The following is a 13,413-nucleotide window of genomic DNA, read 5'->3' as shown; positions in this document are numbered from 1 at the left end:
ACGAGCGAATACGAGACTTCAAACGCATCGGCATTCCTTCAGATCGTCGTACGCGCCCGAAGCGCGGCGGTCAGCGTGCCTTCGTCGAGATAGTCGAGCTCGCCGCCGACGGGGACGCCATGGGCGAGGCGGGTGATCTTCACCTCTATGCCCTCGAGCTGGTCGGTGATGTAGTGAGCCGTCGTCTGGCCTTCGACGGTCGCATTGACGGCGATGACCAGCTCGCGCACGCCGCCCTTGGCGACGCGATCGACGAGCCCCTTGATGTTCAAATCATCCGGGCCGATGCCGTCGAGCGGCGACAGCGTGCCGCCGAGCACATGATAGGCGGCGTTCAGCGCCCCGGCGCGCTCCAGCGCCCAGAGATCGGCAACGTCCTCGACGACGATGATCACCGCCTGGTCGCGCCGCTCGTCGGTGCAGACGGTGCAGGGATCGATTGTATCGACATTGCCGCAGCAGGAGCAGATCTTCACCTTGCGATGCGCCTCGCCCATCGCCTCGGCCAGCGGACCGAGCAATTGCTCCTTCTTCTTGACGAGATGCAGCGCGGCGCGGCGCGCAGAACGGGGGCCGAGCCCCGGCACCTTTGCCAGGAGCTGAATGAGCTTTTCGATTTCGGGACCGGTGACTCGCTTTGCCATGGCCGGCTTTTAGCGCATCTCCCCGATAAACGGAATCGCTTTGACGGCGATCTCCGCCAATCAGAAGGGCAGCTTCATGCCGGGTGGGATCGGCAGGCCGGCAGTGAGTTCGCGGGTCTTTTCCGCCTGCACCGCGTCCGCCTTTTCCTTGGCGTCCTTGTGGGCGGCGACGATCAGGTCCTCGAGGATTTCGACATCGTCCTCCTTGAAGAGCGAAGGGTCGATCTTCAGGCTCTTCATATGGCCCTTGCCGTCGAGCCGGACAGTGACGAGGCCGCCGCCGGCGGTGCCGTCGACTTCGAGCGCGGCGATCTCCGCCTGCAGCTTCTCCATCTTGGCCTGCATTTCCTTGACCTTGCCCATCATGCCGATGATGTCGCGCATCGTCGTCTCCTGTCGGTTGCTATGTCTGCCTGAATTCGAAGGCGCCCCGTGTCTCGGCGCCTACTCGATGTCGTCGCCGGGTACGATATCGCCGTCCGCGGATTCGGCGGCCGCCGGGGCGAGCATTTCGGCCTCTTCCTCCGCGGCGCGGATGCGTACGTCGGTAATCCGCGCGCCCGGAAAGCGCGCCAAGATCGCGGCGACGTCCGGATCCTGGCGGGCGTCGTTGACGCGCTGTTCCTGGGCACGCTGCTCGGCCTCGACCAGCGTCGGCTCGCCCGGCTCGCGGCTGTAGCTGACGACCCAGTGGATGCCGGTCCACTCCTTGAGCTTGACGGCCAGCTCATTGAGCAGCGTCTTCGGCGCATCGTCGGGGAGGTTGACGTCGAGCCGGCCGGGCTCGATATGGACGAGCCGCAGGAAGCCGCGCACCAGCGTCTTCAGCTTGATGTCGCGGTTCTTCGCGCAGAGGTCGGCGATGTCGCTTACCGAATTGACCGGGACCTTCGGCTCCGGCCTGGCGGCGGCTGCCGGCGCCGGTTTCTCCTCGATGCGGCCGACGGCGATCGGCTGGGGAGCGGCATCCGGCACGGCGCGCAGCATGGTCGCGCCGTTGCCGGACGGCCGCTGCACGGGCGCCGCCTCGACGGAACGGGCCTGAACGGGGGGCTGGGCGGCCTGAGCTTGGGTACCGCTGCCATTGCGGGCCGGCGCAGGGCGCCCCTCGCCTGCCTCGCCGCCCGAAAGCTCGAGCAAACGCCGCGCAGCCTCTTCCGGCGAGGGAAGGTGAGCTGCATGGGCGAGCCGGATCAGCACCATCTCGGCGGCGCCGGCGGGACGCGCCGAGCTTTCCGCCTCGGGAATGCCCTTCAGGAGCATCTGCCAGATGCGCGACAGGGTGGTGACCGCGACGCTGCCGGCGAATTCGGCACCGCGACGGCGCTCGACCTCGCTCAAGGACTGATCGTTCGCCGCCTCGGGCACATATTTCATGCGCGTCACGAGATGGGTGAAGTCGGCAAGATCGGTAAGCACGATCGTCGGATTGGCGCCGGCCTCGTATTGCGCCGCGAATTCGGCGAGTGCCGCCGCGGCGTCGCCCTTGATGATGTGCTCGAAGAGATCGACGATCCGTGCCCGGTCGGCGAGACCGAGCATCGAGCGCACCGTTTCCATCTCGACCGAGCCGCCGCCATGGGCGATCGCCTGGTCGAGCAGCGACAGGCCGTCGCGCGCCGAACCTTCCGCCGCACGCGCTACCATGGCGAGCGCCTCCGGCTCGAAGGGCACGGCCTCCTTGCCGAGGATGGTGGAGAAGAGCCCGACCAAGTCCGAGGCGCTGATGCGCCTCAGGTCGAAGCGCTGGCAGCGCGACAGGACGGTGATCGGAACCTTGCGGATCTCGGTCGTCGCGAAGATGAACTTCACATGCTCCGGCGGCTCCTCGAGCGTCTTCAGCAGGCCGTTGAAGGCCTGGGTCGAGAGCATGTGCACTTCGTCGATGATGTAGACCTTGTAGCGCGCCGAGACAGGCCTGTAGCGCACCTGCTCGATGATCTCGCGGATGTCGTCGATGCCTGTATGGGAGGCGGCGTCCATCTCGATGACGTCGACATGGCGGCCGTCCATGATCGCCTGGCAGTGCTCGCCCGGAACGCGCAGGTCGATCGTCGGCTTGTCGATCTCGGCGGTCTTGTAGTTCAGCGCCCGCGCCAGAATGCGCGCCGTCGTCGTCTTGCCGACGCCGCGCACCCCCGTCAGCATATAGGCCTGGGCGATGCGGCCGGTCTCGAAGGCGTTGGTGAGCGTGCGCACCATCGGCTCCTGGCCGACCATCAGGTCGGAGAAATCCTTGGGGCGGTATTTGCGCGCCAGAACGCGGTAGGCGGCCGGTTTTTCGACGGGTGAAACTGGGGATGAAATGGGCGCTTCGTCGCTCATCGACCCTGCCGCTGTTCGAACTCTTGTCCCGACAGGACGGAGAAGGTGGGAGGCTGGCACGATGACCCGTGCCGGGGCTCGTTAGGGCTGCTTCCTTCCGGACCTGACCCGGTTGGCGAGTGGCTCGTCCACCACCAACCTCCCGGCTTCCATATCGGCAATATCTGAAGCAAATGCAAGCCAAGCCGCCAAAAAACTGCTATCGGTATAGAATACAACGCGAATCCGCTTGATCCCGAGGAGATTTTCTTGACCGAATTCACGCTCGACGAGCGCCTCGAGCGCGACAGCATACCCATCGCCCCGATCGGCCTCTGCCAGATGCGCCTGATGAACGACCGCCGCTGGCCGTGGCTGATCCTCATTCCCCAGCGCGCCGACGTTTCGGAGGTCTTCGACCTCACGCCGCTCGACCAAGCGATGCTGACTTTCGAAACGAACATGGTGGCGGCGGCGCTCAAGAAGGCCACCGGAGCAGAGAAGATCAATATCGGCGCGCTCGGCAACATCGTCCGGCAGCTTCATGTGCATGTCATCGCCCGCCGCGAGGGCGATCTGAACTGGCCGGGTCCGGTCTGGGGCTTCGGCAAGGCAGAGCCGTGGCCGGAGGGCGCGCATCAGGCATTCGCAGCACGTATATTGGAAAATCTTTGAACATGACGAAAACGATCTTCGATCTTCACAGCCCCCATCCGGAGCCGAGCACCTTCGTCGCCTTCGCGGAAAACCATCTGGACCGGCAGTCCGAGCATCGCGCCGACGATTGCGTCGAAAAGGCCCTCAAACATCCGGGCGCGCATTTCCTCGCCTTTTCCGGCGCGAAGCTGATCGTCAAGCATGACGAGAAGATCATCGATCCGCTTTTCGCGCCCTATGAGCTCGCCGGTCTCGAACCGACGATCGACGAGGCGATCCTGCTCGGTTTCCTGCCGAACGGCGAGCCGCGCCTCGCCGTTCCTTCCGGCCTGACCGAGGAGACCGTACCGGGGCCCTTCAAGATCGCCGATGCGCGCATGCTCTACCGGCAGCAGATGCTGCCGGAGGAGCTCCTCGGGCAGTTCGCCCAAGGGTCGAGCCTGATCACCTGGAACGCCAACAACCGCTTCTGCGGCCGTTGCGGCGGGCCGATGGACGGCGCGGCCGGCGGCTACCGGCGGATCTGCACCGCCTGCGGCCATATGGTGTTTCCGCGCACCGATCCGGTCGTCATCATGCTGACGGTCGACATCGAGCGCGACCTCTGCCTGCTCGGCCGCAGCCCGCATTTCGCGCCGGGCATGTATTCCTGCCTTGCCGGTTTCGTCGAGCCGGGCGAGACGATCGAGAACGCCGTGCGCCGCGAAACGCACGAGGAATCGGGCATCCGCATCGGCCGGGTGCGCTATCACGCCTCGCAGCCCTGGCCGCTGCCGCACTCGCTGATGATCGGCTGCTATGCCGAGGCGCGATCGACCGCCATCAAGCGCGACGAGCAGGAACTCGAGGACGTGCGCTGGTTCACCCGTGCGGAGACCGAAGCGATGCTGGAGCGTTCGACGGGGGTCGCGACGACGCCGGACGAGCACATCCCGCCGCCGAAGGGGGCGATCGCCCACCAGTTGATGCGCGACTGGCTGTCCTGGCCGGAGCGCAGCTGAGCGAGTAGGGACAGGAATCGGTGTCGCGCTCGGAACGGCTCATCGATCTCATTCAGGTGCTGAGACGCCACCGCCGGCCGGTGAGTGGCCGGACACTCGCCGAGGAGACCGGCGTCAGCCTCCGCACCCTTTATCGCGATATTGCCAGCCTGCAGGCCCAGGGGCGCCGGGATCGAAGGCGAGGCGGGCGTCGGCTATGTCCTCAGGCCGGGCTTTTTGCTGCCGCCGATGATGTTCTCCGAGGAGGAGATCGAGGCGCTGGTGCTCGGTTCCCGCTGGGTTGCGAAACGCGGCGACAAGAGGCTTGCGACAGCGGCGGGCGACGCTCTGGCGAAGATCGGCTCGGTGCTGCCGGCCGAGCTCAAGGAGAAGCTCGACGGTTCCACACTGCTCGTGGGCCCACGTCAACCGGTCGCCGACCGGGTCGATCTCGGCCTGTTGCGCAAGGCGATCCGCTCCGAGCACAAGCTCGAGCTCAGCTATCTCGACAATGACGGCCGCGACAGCCGCCGCACGGTCTGGCCTTTTGCGCTTGGCTTTTTCGAGGAGACACGGGTGCTCGCCGCCTGGTGCGAGCTCCGTCAGGGCTTCCGCCATTTCCGGACCGACCGGATCGCAGAGGCGGCACTGCTCGACAGCCGCTACCCGCGCCGGCGCCAGGCGCTGCTCAAGGACTGGCGCGCCACGCATGGCGTCGACCCTGTCGGGGTCTGAATGACTGAGAAGTTCGCCTTTCCGTCACGCTCGGACTGCTGACAAAAACTGACAGCAGGCACCGCTAGCTTGAAGGTCCCGAAAGAAGGAGACCATCATGGCAAATCCCAATCTCATCGTCCTCTATGTTGCCGATCCGCTGGCAAGCGTCGAATTCTATCGCAAGCTGCTCGGCAAGGAACCGACGGCCGCCTTTCCGACCTTCTGCTCCTTCGAGTTCAAGGAAGGCTTCACCTTGGGTCTCTGGGCACTGGAGAAGGTGCAGCCCCAGCCTGTCGGCGAAGGCAGCCGGGCCGAAGTCGCATTCATGGTGGAGGGAGAAGAGGCCGTCCGCGCTCACTATGAGGAATGGCAGGCGATGGGGCTGTTGATTGCGCAGGAACTGACGAGGATGGATTTCGGACCGACCTTCGTCGCCCTCGATCCGGACGGGCATCGCCTGCGTGTCTGCCTCTACGACGAATGATGCAAAGGCAAGTGCAGGCTTCGCTCACACCCCGCGGGAACGCCGGCGGGGTGTGGAAGACTTTCGCGCCGCGGGTAGAATGCACGCGCGGGCAATTGTATATTAGCGGCCGTAGACGGCAGCCTGGATCTGGGATCGGGAAAGACCGATGTCGCTCAGTGCGTGGTCGTCCAGAGCGTTCAGCTCGCGTACCGCACGGCGCAATTTTGCATATTCCATGATCTTCTGACGGATCTTCATTTTTGACACTCCATTTTCTTTTTCTTGACGAAGGTCAAATAGGCATTTGCCTAAGATTTCAGTAGTTCCATGATTGCAAATTAGGCATGCGCTGGACGCGTAGCCGGTTAACGATAATTCGCCGTTTTTCGAAGGTCCGGGACGTCCATCCGGCACACGCTGCCAGCAGAATTGCGGGCATCGGAGATCGCCGTACAAGGTGCTGCGGCAACCGCCTGACCGGACTGTCGACGCCGCAATGGGTCGTGGGCGTCATCCTCGGGCTTGACCCGAGGATCCAATCGCAAGCACCGGTTCTGGCGGTGATTTGGCCAGCGTAACATGGATCCTCGGGTCAAGCCCGAGGATGACGACGGGGATGGAGGCCCGGGCAAAAGCGCTCCTGAAGCACACCGCATTCGGCGAACTCAGGCGACCTGCCTGGGACGCTGCATATTTCTCAAATGCACGCCTCTGGCAAGCGGTCGAAAGTCCGCCCACGCATCGTTCCCGACTGGCCCTCAGAGCACCCCACGCATCGGATGCGCCTTGTACGTCCCGAGTATCCGCACGTTTTCCGAGAAGAAGCGCAGCTCGTCCATGGCGTGGCGCACGCCCTCGTCGTCCGGATGGCCCTCGATATCGGCATAGAACTGCGTCGCCACGAACTTGCCGCCGAGCTGGTAGCTTTCGAGCTTCGTCATGTTGATGCCGTTGGTGGCAAAGCCCCCCATTGCCTTGTAGAGAGCGGCCGGAATGTTACGCACGTTGAAGACGAAGGTGGTGATGATCAACTCGTCGTCCGACTTGCGCGTCGTCCGCTGCTCCTCGCGCGACAGCACAACGAAGCGGGTGACGTTGCTGTCGGTGTCTTCGACGTTTTCGGCGATGATCTCCAGCCCGTAGAGGTCGGCGGCAAGCCGCGGGGCGAGCGCTGCCATCGAGCGGTCACCGGTCTCGGCGACGAGCTTGGCGGCACCGGCCGTATCGCCGGCGACGATCGGTTTCCAGCGATTGGCGCGGACGATCTTGCGGCATTGGCCGAGCGCATGGATATGGCTGTGCACGGTGCGGATTTCGTCGTGCTTGACGCCCGGAAGCACCATCAGCTGGAAGCGGATCGGCATGAAATATTCGCCGACGATATGCAGGCGCGATTCGGGCAGCAGGTGATGGATGTCAGCGACGCGGCCGGCGATCGTGTTCTCGATCGGGATCATGCCGAGATCCGCCTCGCCGTTCTCGACCGCCAGAAAGGCATCCTCGAAGGTCTGGCAGGGCAACGGGTCCATCGACGGGAACATGTCGCGGCAAGCCATGTCGGAATTGGCGCCGAAGTCGCCCTGGAAGGCAATCCTGTTGGTCTTGACGGTCACTTTGGCTGTCCTTTCAAGCCGAGAGCATGCGGCGGGCTTTTTCGAGGTCGGCCGGCGTGTCGACGCCGAGCGGCACGGAATTGACGATCTCGACGTCGATGCGCATGCCCGCCTCGAGGGCCCGCAGCTGCTCGAGCGATTCGCGCTTCTCGAGCGTCGAAGGCTTCAGCGACACGAACGTCTTAAGTGCGCTCCGCCGGTAGGCGTAAAGGCCGATATGGTGATAGAGCGGCCCGGCGCCATGGGGTGCGGTCGCGCGGGTGAAATAGAGCGCGCGCAGCCGGCTCTCCGACAGCGGCGACCCGACCACCTTGACGACGTTCGGATTGGTTTTCTCGTGCTCGTCGGTGATTTCCACCGTCAGCGTGGCGATATCGGTCGCAGCGTTTTCGAGCGGCTTCAAGGCCGCGCGGATCGGGCCGGGCTCGATTGTCGGCAGGTCGCCCTGGACATTGATGACGATTTCCGCCTCTCCGTTAGGGTCGGCCTTCTGCAGCGCCTCGTAGATCCGGTCGGAGCCGGACTGGTGATCGATGCGCGTCATGACCGCTTCGAAGCCGGCGTCGCGCACCGCCTCGTAGACCTCGTCATGATCGACGGCGACGACGATCCGGCCGACCTCTGCTTCCGCCGCGCGCCTGGCGACCTGGACGATCATCGGCAGGCCGCAGATGTCGGCGAGCGGCTTGCCCGGCAGGCGCGTCGAGGCCATGCGCGCGGGGATGAGCACGAGGGCTTTGCCCGAATTTTCACGATTCATCGTCATGCCTTCAAAAACCCCTGAGAAAGTGTCAAAAGGTCTCACTTCGGGGGCGATAATCTCTGTTGCAACGCAGAGCCAAAAGACATAGGTTCCGCGCGATTTCAAGATGGGCCGGGTTTTTGTTTGCGCCGGTGGCAAAGGGAGCGTTTGCAGATGAATCCATATGTGAACATGGGTGTGGGTGCCTTGCTGGGTACGGTCTTCGTGCTGATGACCGTGTCCATTGCTTCTGAAGGCATTTTCCATTCCGAAGCTCCCGAGAAGGAAGGTTTCGCGATCGTCGCCGAGGAGCCGACCGCCGAGGCCGGTGCGGGCGGCGGCGAAGAAGCAAAGTCGGAGCCGATCGGCCCGTTGCTCGCCAAGGCCGACGCTTCCGCCGGTGAAGCCGTGTTCAAGAAATGCGCAAGCTGTCACACCATCGAGAAGGGCGGACCGAACAAGGTCGGCCCGAATCTCTGGGGCCTCGTCAACCGTCCGGTCGCCTCGCATGAGGGCTTCGCCTACTCCGCCGGAATGAAGACCTTTGCCGAAGGCGGCAAGGTCGTCTGGGACTACGACCACCTGAGCTACTTCCTCGAGGCGCCGAAGAAACACGTGCCGGGCACGGCCATGGGCTTTGCCGGCCTGAAGAAGCCGGACGAGCGGGCGAATCTGATCGCCTGGCTGCGCGAGAAGGCCGACAGCCCGGCACCGCTGCCGGCGGCGGACGCGACCGGCGCGACGGACGCGGCACCGGCTGCCGCCCCTGCCGACGGTGGTCAGACGGCGGCTCCTGCCCCGGCTCCGGCGGAAGCCGGTCAGGCGGCGGCTCCGGCACCGGCCCCGGCACATTAAGCGATCGATATTTCTTTTCGAAGAGCCCGGTCATCGACCGGGCTTTTTCTATCCGATCAGTCGCCGCCGGGTGAGCGCCGGAAAGCTTCGCGCCGATGCCGCGCCTATCGGATTTTTCTTTGGCGATGCTAATATCTGTGCAACTGACAATGTAACCAAATGCAATCCGATCGGAGCCTGGTCCCTCTGCGTGTGAGCGGGACGGTTGCATTCGGAGCGAAGGAGCGGACGATAGATGACCAGCGGCGGAACTTTCCTCATCGAGACACATCCGAACCCCATGGCAGCGGGCGAGCGTGAGGCCCTGCTCAAGAACCCGGGCTTCGGCCGCGTGCTGTCCGATCACATGGCGACGATCCGCTATTCCGAGGGACGCGGCTGGCATGACGCCCGGATCGAGCCGCGGAAGGCTTTCGATCTCAGCCCGTCGACGGTGGTGCTGCACTATGCCCAGGAGATCTTCGAAGGCATGAAGGCCTACCGCCTGCCGGACGGCGGCGCCACATTGTTCCGCCCGGGCGCCAATGCGCGCCGTTTCACCAACTCCGCCAATCGCCTGGCCATGGCGCCCTTGCCGGAAGAGCTGTTCGTCGAATCCGTGCGCGCCCTGGTGCGGGCGGATCGCGACTGGATTCCGGCGGCTGAAGGCGCCTCACTCTATCTCCGGCCGTTCATGATCGCCACGGAGGCGATCCTCGGCGTGAAGCCCTCGTCCGACTACCTCTATTGCGTCATCGCCTCGCCGGTGGGCTCCTACTTCAAGGGAGGCGCTCCGGCGGTGACGCTCTGGGCCTCCGAAAACTACACGCGGGCGGCCCCCGGCGGCACCGGTGAGGCGAAATGCGGCGGCAACTATGCGGCAAGCCTCGCCGCGCAGGCAGAAGCGACCCGCGAGGGCTGCGACCAGGTGGTCTTCCTCGACGCCGTCGAAAAGCGCTGGATCGAGGAGCTCGGCGGCATGAACGTCTTCTTCGTCTTCGAGGACGGCTCGCTGCAGACGCCGCCGCTCACCGGCACGATCCTGCCGGGCATCACCCGCGATTCGCTGATCACGCTCGCCCGCGACCTCGGCCTCACGGTGCGCGAAGAGCCCTATTCGATCGATCAGTGGCAGGCGGATGCCGAGAGCGGCCGGCTGGCCGAGGCCTTCGCCTGCGGTACCGCCGCTGTGGTGACGCCGATCGGCAAGGTGAAGGGCCGCACCCGCAACTTCACGATCGGCGACGGCGGCGCCGGTCCGGTGGCCGGCCAGCTGAAGGCCGCGCTGCTCGACATCCAGAACGGCCGCGCCCCGGACCGCCACGGCTGGCTCGACCGGCTGTTCTAGCGAAACGGGGGCTCCGAGCCCTCACCCCGCTGCCGCGACCTTCTCTCGTTTGTACGGGGAGAAGGGACGATGCCGCGCCGGCTTGAACCCTCTCGCCGCATGCAGGAGTAGGCTCGTCCGGTGCGGCATACCCCTTCTCCCAGCCTGCGGGGAGAAGGTCGCGGCAGCGGGATGAGCGGCAAGCGCGAGCGCGAAAACCTACATTACATCAACAGATAGGCCCAGGCCGAAACGCTCACGACGCCGAGGGCGGTGGTCAGCGTGATGGTCGAGGAGGCGAGGCCGTGGCCGACATTGAAGTGGTTGGCGATCAGCCAGGCATTGACGCCGGTCGGCACGGAAGACGTCAGGACCAGGGCGGCGGTCCAACTGTCGCTCAGGCCCAGGAGATGGCAGGCGGCGAAGACGGCGCCCGGCAGCACGACGAGCTTCAGCGTGCTGGTGACGGCGGCGAGGCCGGTATTGCCGGCGAGCCCGTATTTGTCGAGCGCCATGCCGATCGAGACGAGTGCTGCTGGGGCGGCGACGCCTGCAAGCTGATCGACCACGATCTTGGCCGGACCGCCGAGCGGATGGCCGAGAAGATGGAAGAGCGCTCCTAAGGCAAGCCCGATCACCAGCGGGTTGCGGGCGAGATTGCGGCCCACCCCGGCTAAAAGCTTGAATAGGCTCTGCCGCGGCCGGCCGCTCACCTTCTGGTCGGCGCGGTCCATCATCACGGTCCCGGCGATCATCATCACCGGCAGATGCACCGAAAGCAGGATGGAAAGCGCGACGATCCCCTCCTCCCCCACCACCCGGGACACCAAGGGCAGGCCGATGAAGACCGTGTTGGCAAAGGCCGAGGAGACGCCGGCCAGCACGCCCATGCGCTGGTCGCGGCCGAAGCCGAGCGTCGCGGCCAGATGGCCGATGGTCCAGGTGACGGCGACGCCGGAGAAATAGGCGACCCAGAGCGGCCAGGGCGACCCCTCCTTGAAATCCGCCTCGGCGATGGTGCGGAACAGAAGGACCGGCACGGCAACCCGGAAGACGAAGTCGCCCAGCGCCTCGCCAACGGCCGGCTTCAGATAGCCGAATTTCACGATCAGCCAGCCGGTGAGGATCAGCACGAAGATCGGGAGCACATTCAAAAAGACTTCGGACATGCGCGAGCCTTATCACGACAGTTCGGCTTGAACCGATTGATTGCGATCGGTTCCCGAGAGCGGGTCGGAGGGGAGCGCGCCCGGAGCCGCGCATTTGTGATTCATGCAGACAGACCGACGCATAGACCCGTTTTGACGGTGGAGGCAAGGCAGCGGCCTACTGCATGTCTCCTTAAATCGACCTCGATTTAAGGACAAAGCCATGCAGCAATTCAAAGTGCTACAGCGACCTTTGCGCGTCTGATAAGACGCGCGGCGCTGTAGTGCATGCTCCCTTCAACCGTACCGGATTAGGGCGCGCGACACCGTCAAGAAAAGGCCGCCGGCTGCGACCATTTACACCCGGAACATTCAGCCGTCACAAAGCGTTGCGCTTGAGGACGGGGTCAAAAGAATGTCGAGCGAGCATCCGATCTATTCGCACAAGGACGACGACCCGCATCTGACCGATGACGATCTGGCGCAGAAGGTCTTGCGCTTCCTCCGCTACGCGACTTTCATAGACACGAGCGACATGGACGTGATCGCCCTCGGCAACATGGTTGTCCTGTCCGGAACGGTGGCGCGCGAAGCGGACATTGCCTGCGCCGGCGAGGCGGCGGCCTCGGTGATCGGCGTCCAGAGCGTCGAGAACCGGCTGACGGCGCGACCCGGCGAAGCGGCGGGCTGAGCAGCACAAGGGGCGCGGAGGGCAGAGCATGAAGGACAGCATCGAAAAGCGCATCGAACTGGCGGCTCCGGTCGAGAGGGTGTGGCGTGCGCTCACCGATCACGAGGCCTTCGGCGAATGGTTTCGCGTCAAGCTCGACGGGCCCTTCGTGGTCGGTCAGGTCACCACCGGCGAAATCACCTATCCCGGCCACGAGGGCATCAAATGGACCTCGGTGACAGAGCGAATGGAGCCGTCGCAGCTCTTCGCCTTTCGCTGGCCGCATTCAGAGGATCCGAATGCCGACGTTTCGAATGCACCTTCGACGCGCGTCGAATTCCACCTCAAACCGACGACAAAGGGTACGCATCTGACGATCACCGAATCGGGCTTCGGCTCCCTGCCGCAGGAGCGGCGCGAGGAAGTGATCTGCAGCAACGAGAAGGGATGGGAAATCCAGGCCCAGAACATCAAGGCCTTCGTCGAACCCTGAACGGCGTGCCGCCATCGTCATTGACCTCGCAGACCGGCGCGATACCTTTGCTTTGAGAGAGGGCGAGGCGATGTGCGGGCGGGTCTATATCAAGAGCAATCTCGACGGTCTGTTGCGCGAATTCTCCTTTGCCGAGCGGGAAGCGGTCGAGGGGATGGCCAACCAGTTCCCGCGTTATAACGGTGCGCCGTCGCTTTACTATCCGATCATCGTCACCGAGGTGATACGCGACCCCGACGTGTTCGGCCCGAGCTTCGCGAGCGCCCGCTGGGGGCTGATCCCGCGCTTTGCGAAAACGCAGCCGGGCCGGCCGCCGCCGATCAATGCGCGCTCGGAAGGTATTTCGACCGTCGGCCTGTTCAAAGACGCCTATCGCCGGCGCCGCTGCCTGATCCCGGTCGACGGCTTCTTCGAGTGGAAGGACATTTACGGCACCGGCAAGAACAAGCAGCCCTACGCGACCGCCATGAAATCCGGCGAGCCCTTCGCGCTTGCCGGCCTCTGGGATACCTGGCGCGACCCGGAAACCGACGAGGACATCCGCACCTTCTGCGTCATCACCTGTCCGGCAAACGAGATGATCGCCAAGATCCACGACCGCATGCCGGTGATCCTGCACGGACAAGACTATGAACGCTGGCTTTCGCCGGAAGCGGATCCGGCGGAGCTGATGAGGCCGTTTCCAGCGGAGCTGATGACCATGTGGCCGATCGACCGCAAGGTCGGCTCGCCGAAATATGATGCGGCGGACATTCTGGATCCCGTCGAGCCGCCGCAAGAGGAGTGAGCTGCCCTGCAGCGATCCCCCCGACGCCAGC

Annotated in this window: 15 protein-coding genes, 1 other RNA gene and 1 pseudogene; 9 read left to right on the top strand and 8 right to left on the bottom strand. The window is 64.5% G+C overall.

What is annotated here, in order from left to right; all coding sequences use genetic code 11:
- Window positions 1-38 precede the first annotated feature (38 nt).
- From recR to ffs, 4 genes are all read right to left on the bottom strand, one after another.
- On the bottom strand, window positions 39-644 hold the full coding sequence (recR, locus tag CO656_RS08485) for a recombination mediator RecR (RefSeq protein WP_097525451.1): 606 nt from the start codon (window positions 642-644) through the stop codon (window positions 39-41).
- A gap of 60 nt (window positions 645-704) precedes the next feature.
- Window positions 705-1,028 (bottom strand): YbaB/EbfC family nucleoid-associated protein, encoded by a 324-nt coding sequence (locus CO656_RS08480; protein ID WP_037390630.1) that lies wholly within the window; start codon window positions 1,026-1,028, stop codon window positions 705-707.
- A 60-nt stretch (window positions 1,029-1,088) separates the two neighbouring features.
- Window positions 1,089-2,969 (bottom strand): DNA polymerase III subunit gamma/tau, encoded by a 1,881-nt coding sequence (locus CO656_RS08475; RefSeq protein ID WP_097525450.1) that lies wholly within the window; start codon window positions 2,967-2,969, stop codon window positions 1,089-1,091.
- A 45-nt stretch (window positions 2,970-3,014) separates the two neighbouring features.
- Window positions 3,015-3,112: signal recognition particle sRNA small type (ffs, locus tag CO656_RS08470), an RNA gene on the bottom strand.
- Window positions 3,113-3,218: 106 nt separating this feature from the next.
- On the opposite strand from ffs, the gene CO656_RS08465 reads away from it, so the two are divergent.
- From CO656_RS08465 to CO656_RS08450, 4 genes and pseudogenes are all read left to right on the top strand, one after another.
- Window positions 3,219-3,623 (top strand): HIT family protein, encoded by a 405-nt coding sequence (locus tag CO656_RS08465; protein WP_037390632.1) that lies wholly within the window; start codon window positions 3,219-3,221, stop codon window positions 3,621-3,623.
- Window positions 3,624-3,625: 2 nt separating this feature from the next.
- Window positions 3,626-4,606 carry an NAD(+) diphosphatase gene (nudC, locus tag CO656_RS08460; protein ID WP_097525449.1) on the top strand — a complete coding sequence of 327 codons (981 nt, stop codon included), beginning with the start codon at window positions 3,626-3,628 and terminating at the stop codon, window positions 4,604-4,606.
- Between the two features lie 20 nt (window positions 4,607-4,626).
- A pseudogene (locus tag CO656_RS08455) lies at window positions 4,627-5,320 on the top strand (YafY family protein).
- A gap of 97 nt (window positions 5,321-5,417) precedes the next feature.
- Window positions 5,418-5,786, top strand: a complete 369-nt coding sequence (locus CO656_RS08450) for a VOC family protein (protein WP_097525448.1) — start codon at window positions 5,418-5,420, stop codon at window positions 5,784-5,786.
- Window positions 5,787-5,888: 102 nt separating this feature from the next.
- Here CO656_RS08450 and CO656_RS08445 read toward each other — a convergent pair whose 3' ends face one another.
- From CO656_RS08445 to CO656_RS08435, 3 genes are all read right to left on the bottom strand, one after another.
- Window positions 5,889-6,026, bottom strand: a complete 138-nt coding sequence (locus CO656_RS08445) for a DUF1127 domain-containing protein (RefSeq protein WP_012710021.1) — start codon at window positions 6,024-6,026, stop codon at window positions 5,889-5,891.
- A gap of 500 nt (window positions 6,027-6,526) precedes the next feature.
- Window positions 6,527-7,381, bottom strand: coding sequence for a prephenate dehydratase (locus tag CO656_RS08440; protein ID WP_037422463.1), 855 nt, complete (start codon window positions 7,379-7,381; stop codon window positions 6,527-6,529).
- A 13-nt stretch (window positions 7,382-7,394) separates the two neighbouring features.
- Window positions 7,395-8,141, bottom strand: a complete 747-nt coding sequence (locus CO656_RS08435) for a 3-deoxy-manno-octulosonate cytidylyltransferase (protein WP_097525651.1) — start codon at window positions 8,139-8,141, stop codon at window positions 7,395-7,397.
- Window positions 8,142-8,297: 156 nt separating this feature from the next.
- Between CO656_RS08435 and CO656_RS08430 the strand changes: the two genes are divergently transcribed.
- Window positions 8,298-8,978, top strand: coding sequence for a cytochrome c family protein (locus CO656_RS08430; RefSeq protein WP_097525447.1), 681 nt, complete (start codon window positions 8,298-8,300; stop codon window positions 8,976-8,978).
- A 235-nt stretch (window positions 8,979-9,213) separates the two neighbouring features.
- Window positions 9,214-10,305 (top strand): branched-chain amino acid aminotransferase, encoded by a 1,092-nt coding sequence (locus tag CO656_RS08425; RefSeq protein WP_037422467.1) that lies wholly within the window; start codon window positions 9,214-9,216, stop codon window positions 10,303-10,305.
- A gap of 203 nt (window positions 10,306-10,508) precedes the next feature.
- Here CO656_RS08425 and CO656_RS08420 read toward each other — a convergent pair whose 3' ends face one another.
- On the bottom strand, window positions 10,509-11,453 hold the full coding sequence (locus CO656_RS08420; RefSeq protein ID WP_097525446.1) for an AEC family transporter: 945 nt from the start codon (window positions 11,451-11,453) through the stop codon (window positions 10,509-10,511).
- A 394-nt stretch (window positions 11,454-11,847) separates the two neighbouring features.
- Here CO656_RS08420 and CO656_RS08410 point away from each other — a divergent pair, with 394 nt between their 5' ends.
- From CO656_RS08410 to CO656_RS08400, 3 genes are all read left to right on the top strand, one after another.
- Window positions 11,848-12,123 (top strand): BON domain-containing protein, encoded by a 276-nt coding sequence (locus CO656_RS08410; protein WP_037422472.1) that lies wholly within the window; start codon window positions 11,848-11,850, stop codon window positions 12,121-12,123.
- Window positions 12,124-12,151: 28 nt separating this feature from the next.
- Window positions 12,152-12,595, top strand: coding sequence for an SRPBCC family protein (locus tag CO656_RS08405; RefSeq protein WP_037422474.1), 444 nt, complete (start codon window positions 12,152-12,154; stop codon window positions 12,593-12,595).
- Between the two features lie 70 nt (window positions 12,596-12,665).
- Window positions 12,666-13,382 carry an SOS response-associated peptidase gene (locus CO656_RS08400; RefSeq protein WP_097525444.1) on the top strand — a complete coding sequence of 239 codons (717 nt, stop codon included), beginning with the start codon at window positions 12,666-12,668 and terminating at the stop codon, window positions 13,380-13,382.
- The last annotated feature ends 31 nt before the right edge of the window (window positions 13,383-13,413 follow it).

The sequence above is a fragment of the Sinorhizobium sp. FG01 genome (assembly GCF_002531875.1).
In the GTDB taxonomy this organism is placed as follows: Bacteria; Pseudomonadota; Alphaproteobacteria; order Rhizobiales; family Rhizobiaceae; genus Sinorhizobium; species Sinorhizobium fredii_C.
The sequence above is the reverse complement of the archived record's forward strand: the minus strand, read 5'-3'. Positions and strand labels throughout refer to the sequence as shown.